General features: G+C 70.6%; 19 protein-coding genes, 3 pseudogenes and 1 riboswitch. Of the genes and pseudogenes, 17 read left to right on the top strand and 5 right to left on the bottom strand.

Annotated elements, in window-relative coordinates; all coding sequences use genetic code 11:
- Window positions 1-119 precede the first annotated feature (119 nt).
- Window positions 120-359, top strand: a pseudogene (locus P8T65_RS27770) (hypothetical protein); the annotation flags it as partial.
- A gap of 82 nt (window positions 360-441) precedes the next feature.
- Window positions 442-1,215 (top strand): HNH endonuclease family protein, encoded by a 774-nt coding sequence (locus tag P8T65_RS27775; protein WP_316727940.1) that lies wholly within the window; start codon window positions 442-444, stop codon window positions 1,213-1,215.
- Between the two features lie 17 nt (window positions 1,216-1,232).
- Here P8T65_RS27775 and P8T65_RS27780 read toward each other — a convergent pair whose 3' ends face one another.
- Together P8T65_RS27780 and P8T65_RS27785 are read right to left on the bottom strand one after the other, a co-directional pair.
- Window positions 1,233-2,459: an MFS transporter gene (locus P8T65_RS27780; RefSeq protein WP_316727941.1), complete on the bottom strand. Its 1,227-nt coding sequence runs from the start codon at window positions 2,457-2,459 to the stop codon at window positions 1,233-1,235.
- A 2-nt stretch (window positions 2,460-2,461) separates the two neighbouring features.
- Window positions 2,462-3,228, bottom strand: a pseudogene (locus P8T65_RS27785) (SDR family NAD(P)-dependent oxidoreductase).
- 56 nt (window positions 3,229-3,284) lie between these two features.
- Between P8T65_RS27785 and P8T65_RS27790 the strand changes: the two are divergent.
- Window positions 3,285-4,289 carry an ArsR family transcriptional regulator gene (locus P8T65_RS27790; RefSeq protein WP_316727942.1) on the top strand — a complete coding sequence of 335 codons (1,005 nt, stop codon included), beginning with the start codon at window positions 3,285-3,287 and terminating at the stop codon, window positions 4,287-4,289.
- 78 nt (window positions 4,290-4,367) lie between these two features.
- Here P8T65_RS27790 and P8T65_RS27795 read toward each other — a convergent pair whose 3' ends face one another.
- Together P8T65_RS27795 and P8T65_RS27800 are read right to left on the bottom strand one after the other, a co-directional pair.
- Window positions 4,368-4,967 carry a DUF6262 family protein gene (locus tag P8T65_RS27795; protein ID WP_316727943.1) on the bottom strand — a complete coding sequence of 200 codons (600 nt, stop codon included), beginning with the start codon at window positions 4,965-4,967 and terminating at the stop codon, window positions 4,368-4,370.
- A complete protein-coding gene (locus P8T65_RS27800; protein WP_316727944.1) occupies window positions 4,964-6,409 on the bottom strand; it encodes a site-specific integrase in 1,446 nt (481 codons plus the stop codon). Before P8T65_RS27800 ends, P8T65_RS27795 begins: the two co-directional genes overlap by 4 nt.
- Window positions 6,410-6,748: 339 nt before the next feature.
- On the opposite strand from P8T65_RS27800, the pseudogene P8T65_RS27805 reads away from it, so the two are divergent.
- Window positions 6,749-7,030: pseudogene (locus P8T65_RS27805) on the top strand (hypothetical protein); the annotation flags it as partial.
- A 36-nt stretch (window positions 7,031-7,066) separates the two neighbouring features.
- On the opposite strand, the gene P8T65_RS27810 reads toward P8T65_RS27805, so the two are convergent.
- Window positions 7,067-7,804 carry a hypothetical protein gene (locus P8T65_RS27810; RefSeq protein ID WP_316727945.1) on the bottom strand — a complete coding sequence of 246 codons (738 nt, stop codon included), beginning with the start codon at window positions 7,802-7,804 and terminating at the stop codon, window positions 7,067-7,069.
- Window positions 7,805-8,042: 238 nt separating this feature from the next.
- Here P8T65_RS27810 and P8T65_RS27815 point away from each other — a divergent pair, with 238 nt between their 5' ends.
- The 13 genes from P8T65_RS27815 (at window position 8,043) to P8T65_RS27875 (ending at window position 22,383) form a co-directional block, all read left to right on the top strand.
- Window positions 8,043-10,073, top strand: a complete 2,031-nt coding sequence (locus P8T65_RS27815; RefSeq protein ID WP_316727946.1) for an N-6 DNA methylase — start codon at window positions 8,043-8,045, stop codon at window positions 10,071-10,073.
- 207 nt (window positions 10,074-10,280) lie between these two features.
- Entirely contained in the window at window positions 10,281-10,922 is a 642-nt protein-coding gene (locus P8T65_RS27820) for a hypothetical protein (protein WP_316727947.1), read from the top strand.
- A gap of 44 nt (window positions 10,923-10,966) precedes the next feature.
- Window positions 10,967-12,460 (top strand): protein kinase domain-containing protein, encoded by a 1,494-nt coding sequence (locus tag P8T65_RS27825; RefSeq protein ID WP_316731752.1) that lies wholly within the window; start codon window positions 10,967-10,969, stop codon window positions 12,458-12,460.
- 137 nt (window positions 12,461-12,597) lie between these two features.
- Complete coding sequence (locus P8T65_RS27830; RefSeq protein WP_316727948.1) at window positions 12,598-13,269, top strand: SurA N-terminal domain-containing protein; 672 nt, start codon at window positions 12,598-12,600, stop codon at window positions 13,267-13,269.
- Window positions 13,270-13,325: 56 nt separating this feature from the next.
- The gene (locus tag P8T65_RS27835; RefSeq protein WP_316727949.1) at window positions 13,326-14,342 is read left to right on the top strand and encodes a nucleoside triphosphate pyrophosphohydrolase; all 1,017 of its coding nucleotides are present in this window, start codon (window positions 13,326-13,328) and stop codon (window positions 14,340-14,342) included.
- A 1-nt stretch (window position 14,343) separates the two neighbouring features.
- A complete protein-coding gene (locus P8T65_RS27840) occupies window positions 14,344-14,835 on the top strand; it encodes a hypothetical protein (RefSeq protein WP_316727950.1) in 492 nt (163 codons plus the stop codon).
- 84 nt (window positions 14,836-14,919) lie between these two features.
- On the top strand, window positions 14,920-16,230 hold the full coding sequence (locus tag P8T65_RS27845) for a cytochrome P450 (protein ID WP_316727951.1): 1,311 nt from the start codon (window positions 14,920-14,922) through the stop codon (window positions 16,228-16,230).
- A 205-nt stretch (window positions 16,231-16,435) separates the two neighbouring features.
- Window positions 16,436-17,461 carry a transglycosylase family protein gene (locus P8T65_RS27850; RefSeq protein WP_316727952.1) on the top strand — a complete coding sequence of 342 codons (1,026 nt, stop codon included), beginning with the start codon at window positions 16,436-16,438 and terminating at the stop codon, window positions 17,459-17,461.
- Window positions 17,462-17,643: 182 nt separating this feature from the next.
- A riboswitch (cyclic di-AMP (ydaO/yuaA leader) is annotated at window positions 17,644-17,842 on the top strand.
- Window positions 17,843-17,846: 4 nt separating this feature from the next.
- The gene (locus P8T65_RS27855; RefSeq protein ID WP_316727953.1) at window positions 17,847-18,530 is read left to right on the top strand and encodes a transglycosylase family protein; all 684 of its coding nucleotides are present in this window, start codon (window positions 17,847-17,849) and stop codon (window positions 18,528-18,530) included.
- Window positions 18,531-18,954: 424 nt separating this feature from the next.
- Window positions 18,955-20,241, top strand: a complete 1,287-nt coding sequence (gene eno, locus P8T65_RS27860; RefSeq protein ID WP_316731753.1) for a phosphopyruvate hydratase — start codon at window positions 18,955-18,957, stop codon at window positions 20,239-20,241.
- A 111-nt stretch (window positions 20,242-20,352) separates the two neighbouring features.
- On the top strand, window positions 20,353-20,835 hold the full coding sequence (locus tag P8T65_RS27865; protein WP_316727954.1) for a septum formation initiator family protein: 483 nt from the start codon (window positions 20,353-20,355) through the stop codon (window positions 20,833-20,835).
- A gap of 58 nt (window positions 20,836-20,893) precedes the next feature.
- Window positions 20,894-21,445, top strand: a complete 552-nt coding sequence (locus P8T65_RS27870; protein WP_316727955.1) for a DUF501 domain-containing protein — start codon at window positions 20,894-20,896, stop codon at window positions 21,443-21,445.
- Entirely contained in the window at window positions 21,442-22,383 is a 942-nt protein-coding gene (locus tag P8T65_RS27875) for a Ppx/GppA phosphatase family protein (RefSeq protein ID WP_316727956.1), read from the top strand. Before P8T65_RS27870 ends, P8T65_RS27875 begins: the two co-directional genes overlap by 4 nt.
- The last annotated feature ends 25 nt before the right edge of the window (window positions 22,384-22,408 follow it).

Below are 22,408 nucleotides of genomic sequence, written 5' to 3' on the forward strand. Positions count from 1 at the left end.
GGTCCTGGGTGTCGTAGGGTTCGTGCCCCGTCCCCCCGGCCGGCCGCGGTGTCGGGCCGGGGGGACGGGGAACCCTCGCAGGACCGCGTGGGAGCACAGACAGAGGAAAGGGGTGTCGCGTGGTGCGTCTGAGGGGTGGGGTTGCCGCCGTCGCTCTGGTGCTGGTCGCCGCGACCGGCTGCGAACTGGACAACGCGGGTGGCGCGGCCGGACCGCAGGAGGTTCCCGGCGGGGGCGGTGCCGCGTTCGCCGCGGCGGAGGCGTTGACCGTCAAGGGCCGGGCGCCCAGGACCGGTTACGACCGTGACGAGTTCGGCAGCCCCTGGGCCGACACCGACTCCAACAGCTGTGATACCCGCGTTATCTCTATGGTTCGGTGGGCGACCGAGACGTTTGTGCAGCTCATACAGGGGGTGGTGGGCTGTGCTTACTGAGTGGGACATGAGGCACAGGGGTGCTGGGAGCACGCGCTTCCTTCGCGCCGCAGCGACGGCAGCAGTCGCCGTACTCCTCGTCTCGGGATGCGAGGGGCTGGACGAGGGCAGTTCCTCGACGGGGTCGGGTCCACCTGCGCCGGATGGGCGAGCGATCAGTCCTCTCAAGAATCCGGACGGTACGAAGCCGGGACTCGCACCCGTGACCACGGACGCGGACAAAGCCGCCGCCCGAAAGCTCATTGAGGAGCTGGCCACGAAAGGGCGGGGGCCTAAAACGGGCTACGCGCGGGACAAGTTCGGCTATGCCTGGATGGACACGGCCGACGGAGTGCCGCTCGCTAGGAACGGGTGTGACACGCGGAACGATCTCATCCATCGCGATGGCCAGAACCTCCGCCTCCGATCCGGCTCCGACTGTGTGGTCATCGCGATGACGCTGCACGATCCGTACACCGGGACGACCATCGAGTGGCGCAAGGCGAAGGCGTCCGAGGTGCAGATAGACCATGTGGTGCCGCTGTCCTACAGCTGGCAGATGGGTTCGTCGCGCTGGCCGGTGAGCAAGCGCAAGCAGCTCGCGAACGACGTGCTCAATCTGATCCCGGTCGAGGGCCGGGCCAACTCGGCCAAGGGTGATTCCGGACCCGCGACCTGGCTGCCGCCGAACAAGCAGATCAGGTGCGCGTACGCGGTCCGGTTCGCCCAGGTCGCCGTCAAGTACGAGATGCCGGTGACGGCCCCGGACAAGCAGATCATGCTGCGCCAGTGCGGCGGTTGACGAGCAGCACGGGTATCTCAACGAGGGCGGATCGGCTGATCCGCGACAGTGGCCCGTGACTGGCTTCTCGTAGCTCCGGGCCTCCGGCTGCGCAGCTCCACCAGGTGGCGGGCGAGGGCGAGCACCGTGAGCAGTGCCACGAGCGCACACGCGCCCCACCACCCGGCCCTGCCGTACGCGCGTACCCCGAGCCATGATCCTGCGCTGCCGCCCAGGTAGGCGCAGGTCATGTAGGCGGTGTTGAGCCTGCTGCGGGCGTCGGGGCGCAGGGCGTAGACCCGGGCCTGGTTGGCGACCATGCCGGACTGCATGGCGACGTCGAGCAGCAGCGTGCCGACGACCAGCGCGGTCAGCCCCGGTACGTCGCCCCAGGCGCCGGCAGTCAGGACCGCGGCTGAGACGAGGACCGCGAGCATGCAGACGAGGTTCACCGGGTCCGGGCCGTGGCGGTCCACCAGGCGTCCGGCGAGCGGGGCGCAGAGCATGGTTGCGCCGCCGACCAGGGCGAGCAGTCCCACGGCCTGGGCGCCCATGCCGTAGACCGGACCGGTGAGGAGGAGCGTCAGGCAGGTCCACACGGCCGAGAACCCCGCGAAGACCGTCGCCTGGTAGAAGCAGGAGCGACGCAGGTCCGGCTCGGTGCGCAGCAGACGTAGTGACTCGGTCAGGAGCGCTGGGTACGGCTGACGCGAGCGCGGGGTCGCGACGGGCACCGTGCGAGCCACAATGCTTGCGAGCAGCAGGGTCAGGGCCGCGGCCGCCAGATAGGGGGCCCGCCATCCCAGCCATTCGCCCAGCGAACCGCTGAAAGCCCGGGCAAGCAGCATGCCGCCGATCGACCCGCTCAGCAGGGTGCCGATCACCGCGCCACGGCGGTCGGCGGGCACGAGTCCGGCCGCCAGTGGACCGACGACCTGAGCGGCCACGGTGGTGAGGCCGGTGAGGGCGCTGGCGGCGATGAGGAGCGGCAGGGTTGGAGCGCAGCCTGCGGTGAGCAGGCCCAGACCGGTAAGGGCGAGCAGGACGACGAGGAACGAGCGGGACGGGAGCCGGTCACCGAGCGGCACCAGCAGGAACATTCCGGCCGTGTAGCCGACTTGGGTGGCGGTCACGGCCAGGGAGGCCGCGTCAGGCGACGTGTGCAGTCCTGCGGCGACGAGCGGAATGATCGCCTGCGGGAAGTAGATGTTGCCCACGGCCACGGCGCAGGTCACGGCCAGGAGCAGGGCCATCCGACGGCTCATCCTCAGTCCACCGGTCCGCCGGCGACGTAAATGACCTGGCCGGAGACGAATCCCGCCTCGCGGCTCACCAGGAAGGACACCGTGTGAGCGATGTCTTCCGGCTCGCCGACTCGTCCGACCGGGATGGCCTTCGCCGCGCTGCGCCGGAATTCCTCGAAGTCGCGGCCGAGTCGCCGGGCGGATGCCCTGGTCATTTCGCTCACGACGAAGCCCGGGGCGACGGCGTTGGCGGTGATGCCGTGGCGTCCGAGTTGAAGGGCGAGCGACTTGGTAAGCCGATCAGACCGGCCTTCGCGCTGCCGTAGTCGACGCGGGCGGCATCGCCGACCGCGGAGATGCTCGACATGTTCACGATCCGTCCCCAGCCGGCCGAGATCATGTGTGGGCAAACGGCACGGGTGGCGAGGAACGGGCCGCGCAGATTGGTCCCGGTGACTGTGTCCCACTGCTCCGTGGTCATCTCGACGAGCTCGGCACGGGGGCCGATGCCGGCGTTGTTGACCAGGACTGTCGGCGGCCCCAGTTCGGCGGCGATCCAGGCCATGGCGGTCGTCACCGCAGTTTCGTCGGAAACATCGGCGGCGACTGCTGTCGCTGATCCGCCGTTGCTGGTGATGGCTTCGACGGTGGCGACGCAGGCCGCCTCGTCCAGGTCGATCACGCCCACCGCCAGTCCGTCGTGCGCCAGCCGTCTGGCCACCGCGGCGCCGATTCCGCGTGCCGCACCAGTGACAATTGCCGTGTGCTGTCCCTGAGTTGGGTGTGTCATGCGCAGAAGTCCACTGCATCGACGTTCCTGGGCCAATCGATGTAGCGTATGGCTTAATGATCAGTTTTGTGCTCGGCGTCGAGGACCTTGCAGATACGCGCTTCGCCGTGTCACCACTGCACGAGACTCTGCTCAGCCTGCGGGTGCTGCAAGACCCGGGGCTGTCCGCGTTGCACATCCCCTGGCGCAGGTCCGTGGTCGGCAGGATCGGCCCGCTCGATACCGAACTGCTGATGGCGCTGGTCGCCCGCAGGCGCACCATCCCCGACTTCCTTACCCCGCAGCCCACGAGCTTCGCGCCGACCTTCGACGAGCAGTTGGCCGTCGTCCGTCAGGCGTCACCTGCGCGGGTTCGCCATGACCTGCTGACCGCGCACGCTCCTGACCCGCTTCCAGCAGCCCTGCATGATGCCACTGTCGCCGACGACATATCCGTCGTCAGACTTCGCGATGCCGTGTGCGAGCTTCTGCGGCAGTTCTGGGAGGTGGCCATCGAGCCGGAGTGGCGGCAGATGCGGCTGCTCCTTGAAGCCGATATGACCTACCGAGCACGGCAACTGGCAGTGGGAGGCGCCCGCTGGTTGTTCGCCGACATGCACCCAAACCTGCGCTGGCACAACGGCGTACTGCACATCGACAAGATGATCAGCAGGCACCGTGTCGCTGCGTCCGGTCGAGGCCTCCTGCTCCTGCCGTCCGTGTTCGCGCACAAGCCGGCGCCTCCGGTCGGTCCGGAAGAGCCGCCCCGGCTCGTCTATCCGGTCCGCGGGGTGGCCACACTGTGGGCCACCCCGCCAACCGTCGATGCGACGGCTCTTGCGTCGCTGCTCGGTGCACCACGGGCAAGGCTGCTCACCCTGCTCGAAGAGCCGCTCGCCACAGTTGAGATCGCCCGACGCTTCCGTGTGACCCCGAGCGCCGTGTCCCAGCACCTGCGCGTGCTCCATGCCACGGGTCTGGTCACCCGGGCTCGCGACGGACGGCAGGTTCTGTACCGCCGAAGCTCTCTCGGCGACCAACTGACTGGCCGCCAACAGCGCCACCGGATCGCGCCCTCTTGAGCTGGACGCCGTCGGTATGTCTGTGCGGCCGGATCCGAGAGACCGGCCGGATACACAGTGCGACTGCTTGGCACGAGATCACTTGGAGGGCACGGCCCGCATCGCTCGGCGGAGGCCGGCCCTGGCGGCGATGAGGTCGTCCTCTGATTCCCGCAGTCGGCACTCCAGAGAGGCCAGCCGGTCTCGGGCGTCTGACAGGTCACGGTTCAGGTCGGTGTTCTGCTGCTCCAACTCCTGGATACGTCGCACGAACTGACCTCGGTCGACTTCGTCGAGCTCTGCACCCAGGGAGAGTTGGACACGCTCCCGGAGCCGGTCACGCTCCTTCCTCAAATCCTTCATCTCGTCCCTGGCGAGGGCGAGTTCGGTGCGCAGACCGGCGGGAGTGACCTGCTGTCCGTGGGTCGCCGGAGAGGTCTGGCGGCCGTGCTCCCGCTGCTCGTGAATGGCGGCCTGGACGGCATCCCGCACCCGGGGTTGGTTGTGGACGAACCAGGTGGACACCGAGGCGTCACGGGCCACCCGGGCAACGGTGACGCGCTGACCCGAGCTGAGGAGGCCGCGTACTGCTTCCATCGCGCGTGCCGTCTTGGCCTCGCTGTCCCGGGCGCGGGCGGCTCGCAAGCGTTCGACCCGAGCGGCCCGGCCGTCGGAGCCGGAGATGGCGAGGTGTTTCATTCGGAGCTCCGCGTCGTCAGCGCCTGCACCGGGAAGAAGGCTGCGGCCGAGCGAGCTTTACGCAGCTCACGCGAGGCCGATTCGACTGTGGCCCGTTCCTCCGGTGGCATTTCGTCCAGCTTGTGCCGCATCTCGTCGGCCGACTTCGAGTAGGCACGGATCTGGTCGTCGAAGTTGCGCACGACCCAGTCGGCGGCGTCCATAGCCACGGCCGCCTCTTTGTCGGCCCGAAGATCTGCCACCTGCTGCTCCAAGGCCGGGAGGTAGGAAGGGTCGGGCCGGTAGAAGTCACAACCGGCGCACTGGAAGCGGATTCGGCAGTGGCCGCCGCCCGCCTTCACGTTGCTGGGCTCGGTACAGCCGCCGTATGGCACCGCAACGCTCTCGACTTCGTAGGCCAGCGCGTCGCCGAAGCCTTGAGGGGTACCGTGCCGGTCGACCGCGAGCCTCGCCACCGTCTTGACGGCATCCTGCTTTCTGCTGAGCGAGACCTTGTAATAGCCCATGGTGACGTCGAGAGAACGATGGTCCATGAGCTCCCGGAGGACGTCCGGACGGGTCCCGGCGTCCGCATGCCGCTGGGCGTAGGCGTGCCGGAAGCCGTACGGGACGATCTGCGTGCGGTCGTAGGCGCATGGTTTGCCGTCGTCGTCCAGCCGGTCGTCGACAAGATCCGGAATCAGTTCGTCGACCCAGGCCCGGAAGATCCTGTTGCAGAAGTTCGGTGTGGTCATGTGGCCACGCCGAGGACGGTTGCGCTGGCCCGGGGCAGGGAGGAGCCACTGTTCACAACTGGGTACGGGAGGCAGCCGGTCCAGTTCCCTTTGCCAGGACTCGATCTCTTTGGCAGTCACCTCGCTGATGGGAAGACGGCGGCCGTGACGACGCCGTTTGTGGTTGTCGTAGAGGAGAGTCGGTTTGCCGTCGACCCACTCCAGGCAGCTTCGGTGCAGGCTGGTGACCTCGCCGGGACGACGGCCGGTGTCCCGGAGGATTGTGTACGCCACCTGGTACATCCGCGCGAAGTCGGTAGCTCTCCAACCACCGCTCTCGTAGGCGGTGGAAGTGCCGAGCTGAGGGAGGTGAGCATCGAGCCGGGCGATGACATGCTCGGGGATCGCGCGGCCGATGTCGTCCTCGGACGCTTCGACGGCGGCAATGGCGTGGAACTTGGGGTTCAGGGCGAACCCGCCGGGTACATGGTCCATCAGTCCTGCCTGCCGTGCGTACTCGAGAAACGCCCGCCAGGCGCGGAGTAGCGCCCGGCGGTGGCTGGTCGAGTAGTCGTGGCCGTCCTCAGGGCGCTTCGCGATGCGGAGTGTGTCCACCACGGCGCTCATGTCCGCCATGGACAATTCATCCGGCGTATTGCCGCACGGCCGGTTGGCCAGGGCCTTGGAGGCGATTGACGCGGCGTACACGGCCTGCCTCAGATCGAGCACGGAGGGACGGACCGCGCGTCCGTACTCCTTGACCAGCTCTCGCAACCAGCCCTGCCGAATCGGCCGGAAGTCGATGGCGCCGTGTACGGCGATGTACTTGCGCCCGCTTCCACGTCCTGCGGTGAGTCCTACGAGGGAGCACTCCCAGACGTCGCCTGACGTCGGATCGGCACCCTCGAACTCTAGCCGTGCGCGGCGGACGTGAGTGAGGATGCCGTTCAGAACCCCGGCGGCAGCGGGGGGAAGACCGCGTACGAAACTCTCGTCGAGGTCCAGGAGTGAGAGCAGCCCTGTGGGGAGTCCGGCGACGATGCGGCGGATGCGCTGCGGGACCAGACTGATCCCGGCCGCGTCGCGTTGCTGAATGCCGTACAGCAGCTCATGGCATACGGCCGAAGAGAGCCCGCCCAGAGAGAACTGGGAGACCCCGGGCTCCCGCCCAACAAGGCCTACCGCTGCACCTATGTGGCCGCCCAGGTAGCGGTGAAGGCGAAGTACGGCCTGTGGGTCACCTCCGCCGAGCAGGACGCCATGAAGCGGGTCCTGAGCACCTGCCCCGAGCAGAAGCTGCCCACCGGCGGCAACCCGACGAAGGCGCCGGCCCGCTTCCACGCGGACTGACGCCTCGACGGTGCCGCCTCACGGAGGCGGGACGAGTCAGCTGAAGTCCTCGTCGAGGTCGATGACCTTGCCCTTGGGGGCCTTGGCCGGCACCGGCTCGTCGAAGTCGGTGAAGACGAGGTCACCGGGCTCCTTGGCGGACTTGCTCACGACCCGCAGCAGGTACGGCTTGCCCTCGGTGGCGACGTACAGGGTGTAACGGTCCTTGCCGTCCTTCTCGTTCAGGGTGAAGGCAGGGGTGCCGTCGACCTCGGCGGTCTTGCCGCGGGTGGCGTCGGAGTCGACGTCCTCGAAGTCGGCGAGGACGGTGTCGAGGTCGCAGAAGCTCGCGATGTCCTTGGAGTCCGCGGCGGTCGCGGACGTCTTGGTCCACTTGCCGGCCAGCATGTCGACGACCATGTCGGCCTCCTCCTTGGAGGAGTCCTTCGACTGGGCCCGCAGGAAGGCCTCGTCGTACTTCATGTAGAGGGTGTCGCCGACCTTGATCAGCTCGGCCTGGCCCGCGCCGCCGATGCTCATGGTGCCGGCGCAGTCGCCCTTCTTGTTCATCGCCATGTCCATCTGGACCGTGCCGCCGGCGGACTCGTCCTCGATCTCGCCCTTCATCCGGAGCGATTCGGCGTCCGAGGTGGCCTTCACGGCCTTGTCGGCGATCTCGCCGCCGGTCAGGCCCGCGAAGGGGCCCTCGGCCTTTTCCTCGCCGGGCAGACAGCCGGTGAGCGAGAGGGTCGCCGCGGCGGCGATGCAGAGAGCGGCGAGAGCGGTGCGACGCATGGGAGTTCCCCCCTGGGAATCGATGGGTGAGCGGAGCGGCGGGCGTCACTACGCAGCGCGCAGACGTGTGATCGCTTGGATCGGGCGGTCCGCCGTTCGATGGGTCAATAAGAGCAGAGCCTGTGAACCGAGTCAACACGGTTCACGGAATCCAGCCTGTTCACGGCGTGAAGGGGTAGATCTTGCGTACGTCGGTATGCTCGACGTCACACCACCAGGTACGAGGGGAGCCGGGCGCGTGCAGGGGAACCAGACAGAGGTCACGGCCGCGGACATCGCGCGGCTCGCCGGGGTGGGTCGCGCCGCCGTCAGCAACTGGCGCCGTCGGCACGCCGACTTCCCCAAACCGGTCGGCGGCACCGAGACCAGCCCAGCCTTCGCGCTCAGCGAGGTCGAGGAGTGGCTGCGCGACCAGGGCAAGCTCGCCGAGGTGCCCCTGAAGGAGCGCGTCTGGCAGCAGGTCGCCGGCCACCCGGAGGGCCCCGTCACCGCCCTCGTGCACGCGGGCTGCGCCCTGCTCCTCCTGCACGACCGGCCCCTGACCTGGCTGGAGCTGAGCGCCGTCGCCGACGACGGGGAACTGGCCCGGCTGCTGCCCGAGCCGCTGGGGGAGGTCCTCACCCCGCGCTTCGGACCGGCCGGTGAGCCCGCCGTACCCCGGCCGCTGCCCGCGGAGCTCCTGCCCTCGATCCCGCTCCTGCGCGGCGCCACCGAACTCGCCGCCGACCTCGGGGCGCGGCAGACCTTCGAGTTCCTGCTCGCCCGGCACCTCGACGCCAACCCGCGCCAGTACACGCTCACTCCGGGCGAACTGGCCGAGCTGATGGCCGAACTCGCCGGACCCGCCCGGTCGGTGCTCGACCCGGCCTGCGGCACCGGCGCCCTCCTGCGGGCCGTCGCCGCCCGCCCCGGCCAGGAGCTGTACGGCCAGGACAGCGCCGGCGAACTGGCCGCCCTCACTGCGCTCCGCCTCGCCCTGTGCACCGGCGGCACCGTCCGCACCGCCCCGGGGGACAGCCTCCGCGCGGACGCGTACGAGCACCTCAGGGCCGAGGCAGTCCTGTGCCACCCGCCGTTCAACGAGCGCAACTGGGGCCACGACGAACTCGCCTACGACCCGCGCTGGGAGTACGGCTTCCCGGCCCGTACGGAGTCCGAACTCGCCTGGGTGCAGCACGCGCTGGCCCGTCTGGAGGACGGCGGCACCGCCGTGCTGCTGATGCCGCCGGCCGCCGCGAGCCGCCGCTCCGGGCGCCGGATCCGCGCCGACCTGCTGCGCCGGGGCGCCCTGCGCGCCGTGATCGCCCTGCCGGTCGGCGCGGCACCCCCGTACAACATCCCGCTGCACCTGTGGGTGCTGCGCAGGCCCGGCAGGGCGGCCGTGCCACCGCGGCTGCTGCTCGTCGACACCGGGCGGCTCGTGCCCGAGGGGCGGAGCGGGTTCGACTGGGCGGCGGTGCGCGCCGCCGTGCTCGACGCCTGGCGGCCCTTCGACCGCGCGGGCGAGGCGGTGGAACGGCCGGGGCTCAGCCGTGCGCTGCCGGTCATCGACCTGCTCGACGACGACGTGGACCTGGCCCCCGCCCGGCACCTGCCGCCCCCGGCCGTGGGCGGCGGCGCCGAGGAACTGACCGCCGTGCGCGCACGCCTCGGTGAGACCCTCCGGCTGACCGCCGACCTCACACCCCCGCTCCCCGGGGAGGCGCGGCTCGCGCGCTGGCCGCTCACCACGGTCGGCGAACTCGCGCGCGGGGGTGCCCTGCTGCTGCGCACCGGCGGGAACGGCCCCCACGCGCGCGTGCTCACCGACCACGACGTCCTGGCCGGCACGGCACCCTCCGGAACGCTGCCCGAGACCGCCGGCGAGGCGCCCGTGCTCGTGGCGCCCGGCGACGTCGTCGTCCCCGTCCTCGGCGGCGGCGGGATCGCGCGGGTCGTCGACGAGGACACCGCAGGCGCTGCCCTCGGCCGCAACCTCACCCTGCTGCGGCCCGACACGGCGGCGCTCGACCCCTGGTTCGTCGCCGGGTTCCTGCGCTCGACCGCCAACAGCCGCCAGGCCAGCAGCTACGCCTCCACCGCGACCCGGCTCGACGTCCGCCGCCTCCAACTGCCCCGCCTGCCCCTGGAACAGCAGCGCCGCTACGGCGAACGGTTCCGTGTCCTCGCCGCCTTCGAGGACGCCCTGAGGCAGGCCGGCCGCCTCGGCGAACGCCTGGTGCGCGGCATGTACGACGGCCTGACGGACGGCACGGTCGCCCCGGACTGAGCCGGCGCACGGCCCACCCCGCGCCGCCAACTCCCGAGCGCCGCCCGTTTCCACGCCTAACGGACGGAACCGCTCCGGCCCGGGTCGGCGTGACCAGCACTGCGGTACTACAACGGTTGGCCACAACCCTGGACCTCATGTCGCGGTCGACCGATACCCTCGGGACGACATCGCACGTCCACTCTCACCAGGCCCTCAGGAGCAGCCATGCAAGGCCACGGCTACGCGCCGACACCGCCCCCCGGCCCCGATCAAGGGGGCCAGATCACACTCCGTGTGATCTTCGTGGTGGTCGCGGTCATGAGCTGTGGCCTGCTCGCCTGGGCCTGCCTGCTGCGGCTCGCCTCGGTCACCCGCAGGCCCCGCGACTGGTGGCTGTTCGCCCTGGCGCTCGTCCACGTCGTCGTGACGCTGTACATCATCGGCACCGACCCGGGCAAGGACGAGTTCACCACCTGGCGCGGTGACGTCGGCATGGGGCTGCTCTTCGGCGGACTCGTGGCGATCGTCGCGTACTACCTGTCCGCGGACATACGTCACTTCAGCCGCGCCCGTACGGCCCCACCGTCGCCGTTCGCCCAGACCACGGCGTACTCGGGCCAGACCGGCTACAACACCCAGCCCCCTGGCTACAACCCCCAGCAGTCCGGCTACAGCTACCCGCCGGTCCAGGCCCCCCAGCCCTACACCCCGACCCCGCCGGTCCCGCAGCCGCCCGTGCAGCAGCCCCCGCCGCAGCACCAGCAGGGCCCGGACCCGCAGCGCCCCGGGCCGGCCCGTATCGACCAGGTGCGCGCCGAGCTGGACGAGCTCAGTGACTATCTCCGCAACCACGAGGGAGACAGGTGACCCAGGGGCGGGGGACCGGCCGCCTGATCACCGGCCGCTACGAACTGTCCACGCTCATCGGACAGGGCGGCATGGGCCAGGTGTGGACGGCCTACGACCAGCGCCTCGACCGGCGGGTGGCGGTGAAGCTGCTGCGCCCGGACAAGGTCGCGGGCCAGGAGGCCGACGAACTGCGCCGCCGCTTCGTGCGCGAGTGCCGGGTCACGGCCCAGGTCGACCACCCCGGTCTGGTGACCGTGCACGACGCGGGCAGCGAGGGCGAGGAGCTGTTCCTCGTCATGCAGTACGTCGACGGGGCCGACCTCGCCGACCACCTCGCCGAGCACGACCCGTACCCGTGGCAGTGGACCGTCTCCGTCGCCGCCCAGCTGTGCGCCGTGCTCTCCGCCGTGCACGCGGTACCGATCATCCACCGCGACCTCAAGCCGCGGAACGTCATGGTCAAGCAGGACGGCACGGTCACCGTCCTCGACCTCGGCGTCGCCTCCGTCATGGACACCGACACCACCCGCCTCACCCACACCGGTTCACCCATCGGCAGCCCCGCCTACATGGCCCCCGAGCAGGCCATGGGCGGCGCGGTCGGCCCCTACACCGACCTGTACGCCCTCGGTGTGCTGATGCACGAACTGCTCAGCGGGAACGTGCCGTTCACCGGCTCGACCGCCCTCGGCGTCCTCCACCGCCACCTCTACGAGCCGCCGGTCCCGGTCCGCCGCATCCGCCCCGAGGTCCCCGAGAACCTGGAGGCCCTGGTCCTCCGGCTGCTCTCCAAGGACCCGCAGCACCGCCCGTCCTCCGCCCAGGAGACGTACGAGCAACTCCGCCCGCTGCTGCCCGCCCGCGGTGTGCCCACCGGCTCCCCGCTCGACCCCACGCGCCCCTTCCTGCGCCCGCACGCCCCCTGGCCGGACCGCGCCCGCATCCCCGCGCCCCAGCCGTCCGCCGCGCCCGACCCCGCGCCCGCGGCCGACAAGCCCGACGTGGCCGGCGCCGTCGACGAGGTCAAGCGCCTCCTCGGCGAGGGCCGCATCACCCAGGCCGTCGACATCCTCGGCGCGATCCTCCCGGCCGCCGCCGCCCAGCACGGCGAGCACTCACCCGTCGTCCGCACCCTGCGCAAGCAGTACGCGGCCACGCTGATGGACGACGGCCAGTACCGCCGCGCCCTGCCCGAGCTGCGCCGTCTCGCCGACGAGCGCGCCGCCGAGGCCGGCCAGGCCGACACCCAGGCACTGCGCTACCGCTACGACTCCGCCCAGTGCCTCGAACAACTCGGCGAACCGGCCGCGGCCCTCGCCGAGTACCGCTCCCTGCTGCCGTACTACGAGAACCAGTACGTCGGCGGCGACCCCGAACTCTCCCTCGACGTCCGCCGCCGCATAGGCCACCTGCTCCTCGCCCTCGGCGACCGCGGCGCCGCCCACGAGACCCTGGGCCGGCTGCTGCTCGACGTGGAACGGCTGCGGGGACCGGGCCACCCGCTGGCGGGCGAGGTGCGGCGCACCCTGCAGTGGCTGGGGCAAGTGCGGGGCTGAGCCGGACGTGGCACGAGGCGGTGCCGGAAGTCGACGTGAATCGTTGGTCGAATGGCTGGCCGAGAGCAGGGCCACTGCCTACCATCGATCACCGCAAGACTTTGTGCTCCGCCGCACAATCTCCTCGGGAGGCTCACTTGCACCGCCGCCGTCGCACCGCGCTCCTCTTCTCCGCAGCGATCGCCGCCGCGGCCCCGCTCCTCACCGCCTGCGGAAGCGACGCGCATCCCGGCGCGGCGGCCGTCGTCGGCGACGACCGGATCACCGTCGCGCAGCTGGAGAACCGGGTGAACGAGGTGCGCGCCGCCCAGCGCGCCGCGAGCAAGGACGACAGCCAGTACCAGCAGGCCGTCGCCCAGACCAGCGCCCTCACCCGCAACACCCTGAACGGCATGGTCCTGGAGAAGGTCCTCGACCAGGCGCTGAAGGACGCGGGCGTCACCGTCACCCGCAAGGAGATCCAGCAGTACCGTTCCGGCCTGGAGACGGAGGCCGGCGGCGCCGCGGCCCTCGAAGCGGCCTACCTGCAGCGCTACAGCGTCGCCCCCGAACAGCTGGAGGAGAGCCTCCGCAGCGATGTCGAGGTCCAGAAGCTCGCCGCCGCCCTCGGCGCCGACCTGAACAGCCCGGAGGGCGGCACGGTCTTCTGGAAGGCCCTCTCGACGGCCTCCGAGAAACTCGACGTCGACCTCAACCCCCGCTACGGCAGCTGGGGCGTCGACAAGGCCTCCGGCCGCGTCGGCCTCCTGGAGGCCAAGACCCCGTGGCTGAAGGAAGTCACGGGAGCGGGGTCGCAGGAGTCGGCGTAGCGCTGGGCGAAACCGGTGCTTCGGGGGCCGTCGGTGGCGTGGGTTACGTTCGTGGGGTGAACGCACACCGCCCCGACGGCGACCCCGCCCCCACGGCCCCCGAGACGTCGTCCCCCGACCCCGGCCGAGTCGTCCTGCTCACCACCAGCCACCGGGTGGCGCCCGGCCTGCTGTCCTGGCCCGCGTGGCAGGCACTGCACGGGGCGGACCGCGTCCTCTGCGCGGACGAGGCGCACCCGCAGCTCCCCTATCTGCGCGAGGCCGGCGTCACGGTCGAGCGGGCGACCCCGACGGCCGAGGAACTGGTCGACGCCTGCGCCGGCGGCCGCACCGTGGTCGTGGTGGCCACCGCCGAGGGCGAACCCCGCCTCACCGACGGCCTCGCCCGCCTCGCCGGCTCGGGCCGCCTCACGATGCCGTCCCTGGAGCTGCTCCCCGCCTCCTACGACCTCCCCGGCGCGCGCCTGCTCGACCTCGTCCAGGTCATGGACCGCATCCGGGCCGAATGCCCCTGGTCCTCGCAGCAGACCCACAAGGGCCTCGCCAAGTACGGCATCGAGGAGGCGTACGAACTCGTCGAGGCCATCGAGGAGGGTGATCGCGAGGAGCTCCGCGAGGAGCTGGGCGATGTCCTCCTCCAGGTCGTCTTCCACGCCCGTATCGCCGAGGACGACCCCGACGCCCCCTTCTCCATCGACGACGTCGCCGCCGGCATCATCACCAAGCTCATCCACCGCCACCCCCATGTCTTCGGCGACGCCACGGCCACCACCCCGGAGGAGGTCAAGGCGCACTGGCTGCGCACGAAGGCGATAGAGAAACGCCGGGAGTCCGTGACCGACGGCATCCCCCTGGGCCAGCCCGGCCTCGCCCTCGCCGCCAAGCTCGCCTCCCGCGTCCGCACCGCCGGCCTCGCCGTCCCGCCGCCCCAGGGCCACGGCATCGGCTACGAACTCCTCACCCTCGCCGCCCGAGCCGAGGCCGAGGGAATCGACCCCGAAGCGGCCCTGCGGGCAGCGTCCCGCGCCTACCGCGACGCGATCCGAACCGCGGAGGGCCTGGACACGGACTGACATGCCCCGGAGCGACGAAACTCCCGACCTGCTGTGGGACGAGGTGAAGGAGAACTTCGACCCCGAACTGATGGGCGCCTTACCGGACCTGCACGTCCCGAACACCTCGGCACGGCACTGGCAGGCGCTCCTCGATCTCGTCGCACACAGGGGCTGGCAGCACGAGTACCTGGAAGGCACCGCGCCCCTGGCCGTGCCGAGCGCCGCCCGCGCACTCGCGCGACCGCCCGGCGCCGAATGCCCCCAGCTGAGGGTGTGGCCGACGGAGGGCATACTCGCGATCTTCCGATTCCTCTCGGACGAGCAGATCGACTTCGACGTGGACCTGCGGGAGATCCAGGGCCAGGACCGGCTCGACGCGTTCTGTGGGTTTCTGTGTGACCTCGGCCGCCACCTCGGCAAGCCGGTCGTGATGTGCCCGGAGGGGGCGTACGACCACCCGGTGCTCGGGTTCGACCCCGCGCTTGACCGCGTCCGCGTGCTGGGTGACTGAGGCCCCTCGACCCCCGCGGGGCGCGCGGACGACAAGACCCTGGCCGGGAGGGAGGTCGCCCGGGGCGCCCGCTACCGTCGACGGGTGACCGAGCAGCCCGTACCCAACCCCACCGGCACTCCCGCGGCGCCCCCCGCGCCCGACCTGTTCACCTGGGAGTTCGCCACCGATCCCTACCCGGCGTACGCCTGGCTCCGGGAGCACGCGCCGGTCCACCGGACCCGGCTGCCCAGCGGTGTGGAGGCCTGGCTGGTCACCCGCTACACCGACGCCAAGCAGGCCCTCGCCGACGCGCGCCTGTCGAAGAACCCCGCGCACCACGCCGAGCCCGCCCACGCCAAGGGGAAGACCGGCATCCCCGGTGAGCGCAAGGCCGAGCTGATGACCCATCTGCTCAACATCGATCCGCCGGACCACACGCGGCTCCGCCGCCTCGTCTCCAAGGCGTTCACACCCCGCCGCGTCGCCGAATTCGCCCCGCGGGTCCAGGAGATGACCGACCAGCTCATCGACCGCTTCGCGGAGACGGGCGAAGCCGACCTCATCCACGACTTCGCCTTCCCCCTGCCCATCCACGCCATCTGCGACCTGCTCGGCGTCCCCCGCGAGGACCAGGACGACTTCCGGGACTGGGCGGGCATGATGATCCGGCACGGCGGCGGCCCGAGGGGCGGTGTCGCGCGCTCGGTCAAGAAGATGCGCGGCTATCTCGCCGACCTCATCCACCGAAAGCGGGAAGCCCTCACCGCGCACCCCGCCCCCGGCGAGGACCTCATCTCCGGCCTCATCCGCGCCTCCGACCACGGCGAGCACCTCACCGAGAACGAGGCCGCGGCGATGGCGTTCATCCTGCTCTTCGCCGGCTTCGAGACGACCGTCAACCTCATCGGCAACGGCACCTACGCCCTGCTCACCCACCCCGAGCAGCGCTCCCGCCTCCAGACCTCCCTCGCCGCGGGGGAGACCGCGCTGCTCGAGACCGGCGTCGAGGAACTCCTGCGCTACGACGGCCCCGTGGAACTCGCCACCTGGCGCTTCGCGACCCACCCCCTCACCGTCGGCGGGCAGGACATCGCCCCGGGCGACCCCGTCCTCGTCGTCCTCGCGGCCGCCGACCGCGACCCGGCCCGCTTCGAGGACCCCGACACCCTCGACCTCTCCCGCCGTGACAACCAGCACCTCGGTTACGGCCACGGCATCCACTACTGTCTCGGCGCCCCCCTCGCCCGCCTCGAAGGCCAGACCGCGCTGGCGACGCTCCTCACCCGTCTCCCCGACCTTCGACTCGCGGTGGATTCAGCCGATTTGAGATGGCGAGGAGGGCTCATCATGCGGGGATTGCGCACGCTTCCGGTGCAATTCGCCCCGCAGGGGCGGTTCGTGGGTGGCGCGTGAACGGTACGTAGTAGTACCCGGGCAGCCCGTAGCCCTATCGCATTCCATGGCGAAAAGTGACACTCGCTCAACTCTGTGATCTCCACGTGATCTGCGCTGCATTAACTTGTGACAACTGATCGACTGCGGCTACGTTCACACGTCAGTGCGAAGGGGTCATCACACCCTTCACACCGGTCACTGCTGTCGTGTGAAAGGCAACCGCATGCTCTCCGGGAACGGTCGTCACCGTCGCCCCCGTCAGGCGCCCGCCCTCCTCGTCGCGGCCGGAGTGACCGGCTCGGCCATCGCGATCCCCCTGCTCGGCGCCACCGGCGCGAGCGCGGCCAGCGGAACCACCTGGGATCAGGTGGCGGAGTGCGAGAGTGGTGGCTCCTGGAGCGCCGACACCGGGAACGGGCGCTACGGCGGCCTCCAGCTCACTCAGGCGAACTGGGAGAAGTACGGCGGCCTCGACTACGCGACCAGCGCCGACCAGGCCAGCCGTTCGCAGCAGATAGCCGTCGCCGAGAAGGTGCTCGCCGACCAGGGCGTCGATGTCTGGGCCACGTGCGGTCTGCTGCACAACCTCGGCGGCGACTCCGGTTCGGCCGACGTGGACACGGGCGTCGCGGACGACTCGGCGAAGTCGGGTGATTCCTCCGAGTCTTCCAATTCCACCGATTCATCCGACTCATCCGACTCATCCGACTCATCCGATTCTTCGGATTCTTCGGATTCGTCAGGTTCGTCCACTTCGGCCGGGAAGGCCGACGGCTCCGACTCGGCCGGCTCGACCTCCGGCGGCGCCGACGGTTCTGCCAGGGCCGAGGCCGGCACGGACGACTCTGCGAACTCCGAGGGTGCAAAATCGGGCAAGTCGTCACAGGGTGAGAGCTCTTCGGCCGATGAGAGCGAGGCCGGCACCGGCCGCCACCGCGGCGCCAGCGCCGACGAGAGTGCCTCCGCCGACGCGGAGGCCGCCACGGACGCGGCCGCGGGCTCCCGTGCCGCCGACCCCGCCCCCTCCGGCCGTCACGCCTCCCGTGGCGGCGACACGGCGCGGGCGGCCGCGGACGGCGCGTACACGGTCCGTGCGGGCGACAGTCTGACGCGGATCGCCGACTCGCTGGACCTGGCCGGCGGGTGGCGCGGGCTGTACGCCGAGAACGAGGGCACGGTCGGAACTGACCCGGACCTCATCCTTCCCGGTCAGACCCTCGAAGTCGGTGCCGAAACGGGCGAAAAGTAGCGAGAGTTCGGGTCACCGTTCGCCCCTGAATGCCCGTTTTGATCTCCGTGGGAGATGAATCACAGATCCCCTGATCGTCTTTGAAATTCGGGCAATCACCTGTTTACGGTCGTGACCGCTCGCCACAGCGGGCCCCTGCGGTCGGTACGCCGAATCCTGCCAACGGCCGCAAGGAACAGTCGTCGCGTCAAGCGCCGTAGGCAGGAGCGGGGGACCCAAGGTAAGTGCCGGGTCCGGTGGTTGCGGCCCTTCGGGGCGTACGTCCGGAACCGGCTAGGGGTGAAGCCGTGCCACGTGAGCCGAGAGGCGAGCGGGCGCGGCCGGGCAACTCAACCGGCCCGAACCCGACAGCTCACCTCGCAGGCGTCGGTGAGGGGATCTCTCCATGCTGTTTTCCAGCAAGGGCAAGCACCGCCGTCCGTCCAAGGCCGCTCGTGCCGTCGCCGTCGCCGGTGTCACCGGCGCCGCCGCCATCGCCGCCCCGCTGATGGCCGCCGGCAGCGCCTCCGCCGCCACCGCCTCCGAGTGGGACGCCGTCGCCCAGTGCGAGTCCGGCGGCAACTGGTCCATCAACACCGGCAACGGTTACTACGGCGGCCTGCAGTTCGCGGCCTCCACCTGGGCCGGCTACGGCGGTACGCAGTACGCCTCCACCGCCGACCAGGCGACCAAGGCCCAGCAGATCGCGATCGCCGAGAAGGTCCTCGCGGGCCAGGGCAAGGGTGCCTGGCCGGTCTGCGGCAAGGGCCTGTCCAGCGCCTCGTACGACGGCGCCGCCGCCTCCTCGAACTCCGGTTCCTCGCAGAAGAGCACCCAGGAGAGCAGCAAGAAGAGCACCGAGGACACCCGCGCCTCCCGTTCCTCCGAGCGCGCCACCGTCGAGACCCCGACCGGCAAGAAGGTCAAGAAGGGTGACGGCGAGTACAAGGTCGTCACCGGCGACACCCTCAGCGCCATCGCCGAGAAGAAGAACGTCAAGGGTGGCTGGGAGAAGCTCTTCGAGCTGAACAAGGACATCATCGACGATGCCGACTTCATCTACCCGGGCCAGCAGCTCCACCTGAGCTGACCCCCGGCGTAGGCGACGGCCACCGCACGCCTGCCGCCCCCACGGTCGCCCCTACGGCCGGGCAGGCGGGGCGGGTTCGGCCGGGCCGAGAAATCGGGCCGCTTCCCGGCTGAACCACAGCCCGCTCACATCCGTGTCCTCCATAGTGAAGACCTCGTGAGGGCCGTCCCCCCGTCCCCACGGGCTCCCCGCTCCGGTGCGCATTCCCCCGTACGCACCGGGGCGGGGTTTTTTCATGCGCGCGGCTCCTCCGGACCCTTCCCGTTCACTTTCTCGCCCACCCCCCTTTGTTCCGGGCGGAAACAATAGGTACCGTCTGTCTGTCCACGGGACGGTCGGTCGGCTGCCGACGCGCCCGGGGCGGTTAGGCTCTAGTCGCAAGGCCCGCGGGCCCCGCACTTCCGCGTCACATCCCATGAAGGAGATGCTCGTGCCGTCCATCGACGTCGTCGTAGCCCGGGAAATCCTCGACTCGCGAGGCAACCCCACCGTCGAGGTCGAGGTCGGCCTCGACGACGGCAGCACCGGTCGTGCCGCCGTTCCGTCCGGCGCCTCCACCGGTGCCTTCGAAGCCATCGAGCTCCGCGACGGCGACCCCAACCGCTACCTCGGCAAGGGCGTCGAGAAGGCCGTCCTCGCCGTGATCGAGCAGATCGGCCCGGAGCTCGTCGGCTACGACGCCACCGAGCAGCGCCTGATCGACCAGGCGATGTTCGACCTGGACGCCACCGACAACAAGGGCTCCCTCGGCGCCAACGCCATCCTCGGCGTCTCCCTCGCCGTCGCCCACGCCGCCTCCGAGGCCAGCGACCTGCCGCTCTTCCGCTACCTGGGCGGCCCGAACGCGCACCTGCTGCCCGTTCCGATGATGAACATCCTGAACGGCGGCTCGCACGCCGACTCCAACGTGGACATCCAGGAGTTCATGATCGCCCCCATTGGCGCGGAGTCCTTCTCCGAGGCCCTGCGTTGGGGCGCCGAGGTCTACCACACCCTCAAGAAGGTGCTGAAGACCAAGGGCCTGTCCACCGGCCTCGGCGACGAGGGCGGCTTCGCCCCGAACCTGGAGTCCAACCGCGCCGCCCTGGACCTCATCCTCGAGGCCATCAAGGAGGCCGGCTACACCCCCGGCGAGCAGATCGCCCTGGCGCTCGACGTCGCCGCCTCCGAGTTCTACAAGGACGGCGTCTACACCTTCGAGGGCAAGGAGCGCTCCGCCGCCGAGATGACCGAGTACTACGCCGACCTCGTCGCGTCGTACCCGCTCGTCTCCATCGAGGACCCGCTGTTCGAGGACGACTGGGCCGGCTGGAAGACCATCACCGACAAGCTGGGCGACAAGGTCCAGATCGTCGGCGACGACCTCTTCGTCACCAACCCCGAGCGCCTCGCCCGCGGTATCGAGGAGGGCTCCGCCAACGCCCTGCTGGTCAAGGTCAACCAGATCGGTTCGCTGACCGAGACCCTGGACGCCGTCGAGCTGGCCCAGCGCAACGGCTTCAAGTGCATGATGTCCCACCGCTCCGGCGAGACCGAGGACGTCACCATCGCCGACCTCGCCGTCGCCGTGAACTGCGGCCAGATCAAGACCGGCGCCCCGGCCCGCTCGGACCGCGTCGCCAAGTACAACCAGCTGCTGCGCATCGAGGAGATCCTCGACGACGCCGCGGTGTACGCCGGCCGCAGCGCCTTCCCCCGTTTCAAGGGCTGACGGCAACAGTAGGAAGCGTCGTACGTACGTCCCCGTACCGGTCCCGTACCGTGTGCGGGGACGTACGCGCGTGCGCGCGGGAGAAGGCAGAAGCGGAAGGGGAAGCGGGACATGGCCGTGAAGGACCGGGACCGGGACCGTTTCTCCACCGCGACCCGGCTGAAGGTGCTCGGTGAGCAGACGGCCGCCCGGGTCTACCGCTCCCAGGCCAAGCGCCAGGTCCGCCGCTCCCGGCTGACCGGCCGGGCCGCGCTGCTCGCCCTGGTCCTCTGCTCGATGATCGTGGCGCTCGCCTATCCCATGAGGCAGTACGTCTCCCAGAGCGCCGAGATCGCCGACATGCAGCGGGAGCGGGAGGAGGCGCGCGAGCGGGTCGAGGAGTTGCGCGACCTCAAGGCGCGCTGGCAGGACGACGCGTACGCCGAGCAGCGCATCCGCGAGCGGCTGCACTATGTGATGCCGGGCGAGACCGGTTACACGATGATCGACCCGGACGCGGCGAAGCAGTCCCGTACGACCCAGGGGGCGGCCGACCGTCCCTGGTACACCAATGTCTGGGACGGGGTCGACAAGGCCGACGCCGCCGACAGCTGAACGGCCACCTTCGTGACCGTCAACCGATGAGCCACACCGAGGACTTGAGTAGCAGGTTATGCAGACCCCTCCGCCGCCCACCCCGCGCACCGAGCCGACCGACGCCGACGTCGAGGCCTTCCAGCAGCAGCTCGGGCGCCCGCCGCGCGGGCTGCGCGCCATCGCGCACCGCTGCCCCTGCGGACAGCCGGACGTCGTCGAGACGGCGCCGCGCCTGCCGGACGGGACGCCCTTCCCCACGACGTACTACCTGACGTGTCCGCGCGCGGCCTCCGCGATCGGCACGCTGGAGGCGAACGGCGTGATGAAGGAGATGACGGAGCGGCTGGGGACCGACCCGGAGCTGGCCGCCGCCTACCGGGCCGCGCACGAGGACTACATCGCCCGCCGTGACGAGATCGAGGTCCTGGAGGGCTTCCCCAGCGCGGGCGGCATGCCGGACCGGGTGAAGTGCCTGCACGTCCTCGTCGGCCACTCGCTGGCCGCCGGTCCCGGCGTCAACCCGCTGGGCGACGAGGCGATCGCGATGCTGCCGGAGTGGTGGGCCAAGGGCCCGTGCGTCGTGCCGGCGTCGGCGCCCGAGAAGACCGAGCAGGAGGAGGACCAGTGACCCGGGTCGCCGCCGTCGACTGCGGTACGAACTCCATCCGGCTCCTCGTCGCCGACGCCGACCCGGCCACCGGTGAGCTCGTCGAGCTGGACCGGCGGATGATCATCGTGCGGCTGGGCCAGGGCGTGGACCGTACGGGCAGGCTGGCCCCCGAGGCGCTGGAGCGGACCTTCGCGGCCTGTCGTGAGTACGCGGCCGTCATCAAGGAGCTGGGCGCCGAGCGGATCCGTTTCGTGGCCACCTCCGCCTCCCGGGACGCCGAGAACCGGGAGGACTTCGTGCGCGGGGTCTTCGACATCCTCGGCGTCGAGCCCGAGGTGATCTCCGGCGACCGGGAGGCCGAGTTCTCCTTCACCGGCGCCACCAAGGAGCTGACGGGCCGCACCGACCTCACCACGCCGTACCTGGTGGTGGACATCGGCGGCGGCTCCACCGAGTTCGTCGTCGGCGACGGGCGGGTGCGCGGCGCCCGCTCGGTGGACATCGGCTGCGTACGGCTGACCGAGCGGCACCTCGTCCGGGACGGGGTGGTCGTCGACCCTCCGGGGCCGGAGCAGATCGCCGCGATCCGCGCCGACATCGAGGCGGCCCTCGACCTCGCCGAGCGGGACGTGCCGCTGCGCGAGGCACACACCCTGGTCGGGCTGGCGGGGTCGGTCACCACCCTGTCCGCGATCGCCCAGGACCTGCCGGCGTACGACTCGGCGGCCATCCACCACTCGCGGATCGCCCACGACCGGGTCCGCGAGATCACCGAGTGGCTGCTGCGGTCCACGCACGCCGAGCGGGAGGCGGTCCCGTCGATGCATCCCGGGCGGGTGGACGTGATCGCGGCGGGCGCACTCGTGCTGCTGTCGATCATGGAGCGGATCGGGGCGACGGAGGTCGTGGTGAGCGAACACGACATTCTGGACGGAATCGCCTGGTCCGTGGCGTAGCGCGTGGCGTGGTCCGGGTGTGGCC

Origin of the sequence: Streptomyces sp. 11x1, from assembly GCF_032598905.1 — a bacterium.
In the GTDB taxonomy this organism is placed as follows: domain Bacteria; phylum Actinomycetota; class Actinomycetes; order Streptomycetales; family Streptomycetaceae; genus Streptomyces.

What these genes read in the sequence shown, in the direction of transcription:
- P8T65_RS27840 (WP_316727950.1), top strand. Translation starts at nt 14,344, where the DNA reads ATGCCCCGGAGCGACGAAACTCCCGACCTGCTGTGGGACGAGGTGAAG.
- P8T65_RS27775 (WP_316727940.1), top strand. Translation starts at nt 442, where the DNA reads ATGAGGCACAGGGGTGCTGGGAGCACGCGCTTCCTTCGCGCCGCAGCG.
- P8T65_RS27795 (WP_316727943.1), bottom strand. Translation starts at nt 4,967, where the DNA reads ATGAAACACCTCGCCATCTCCGGCTCCGACGGCCGGGCCGCTCGGGTC.
- P8T65_RS27870 (WP_316727955.1), top strand. Translation starts at nt 20,894, where the DNA reads ATGCAGACCCCTCCGCCGCCCACCCCGCGCACCGAGCCGACCGACGCC.
- P8T65_RS27820 (WP_316727947.1), top strand. Translation starts at nt 10,281, where the DNA reads ATGCAAGGCCACGGCTACGCGCCGACACCGCCCCCCGGCCCCGATCAA.
- eno (WP_316731753.1), top strand. Translation starts at nt 18,955, where the DNA reads ATGCTCGTGCCGTCCATCGACGTCGTCGTAGCCCGGGAAATCCTCGAC.
- P8T65_RS27865 (WP_316727954.1), top strand. Translation starts at nt 20,353, where the DNA reads ATGGCCGTGAAGGACCGGGACCGGGACCGTTTCTCCACCGCGACCCGG.
- P8T65_RS27780 (WP_316727941.1), bottom strand. Translation starts at nt 2,459, where the DNA reads ATGAGCCGTCGGATGGCCCTGCTCCTGGCCGTGACCTGCGCCGTGGCC.
- P8T65_RS27810 (WP_316727945.1), bottom strand. Translation starts at nt 7,804, where the DNA reads ATGCGTCGCACCGCTCTCGCCGCTCTCTGCATCGCCGCCGCGGCGACC.
- P8T65_RS27850 (WP_316727952.1), top strand. Translation starts at nt 16,436, where the DNA reads ATGCTCTCCGGGAACGGTCGTCACCGTCGCCCCCGTCAGGCGCCCGCC.
- P8T65_RS27790 (WP_316727942.1), top strand. Translation starts at nt 3,285, where the DNA reads ATGATCAGTTTTGTGCTCGGCGTCGAGGACCTTGCAGATACGCGCTTC.
- P8T65_RS27855 (WP_316727953.1), top strand. Translation starts at nt 17,847, where the DNA reads ATGCTGTTTTCCAGCAAGGGCAAGCACCGCCGTCCGTCCAAGGCCGCT.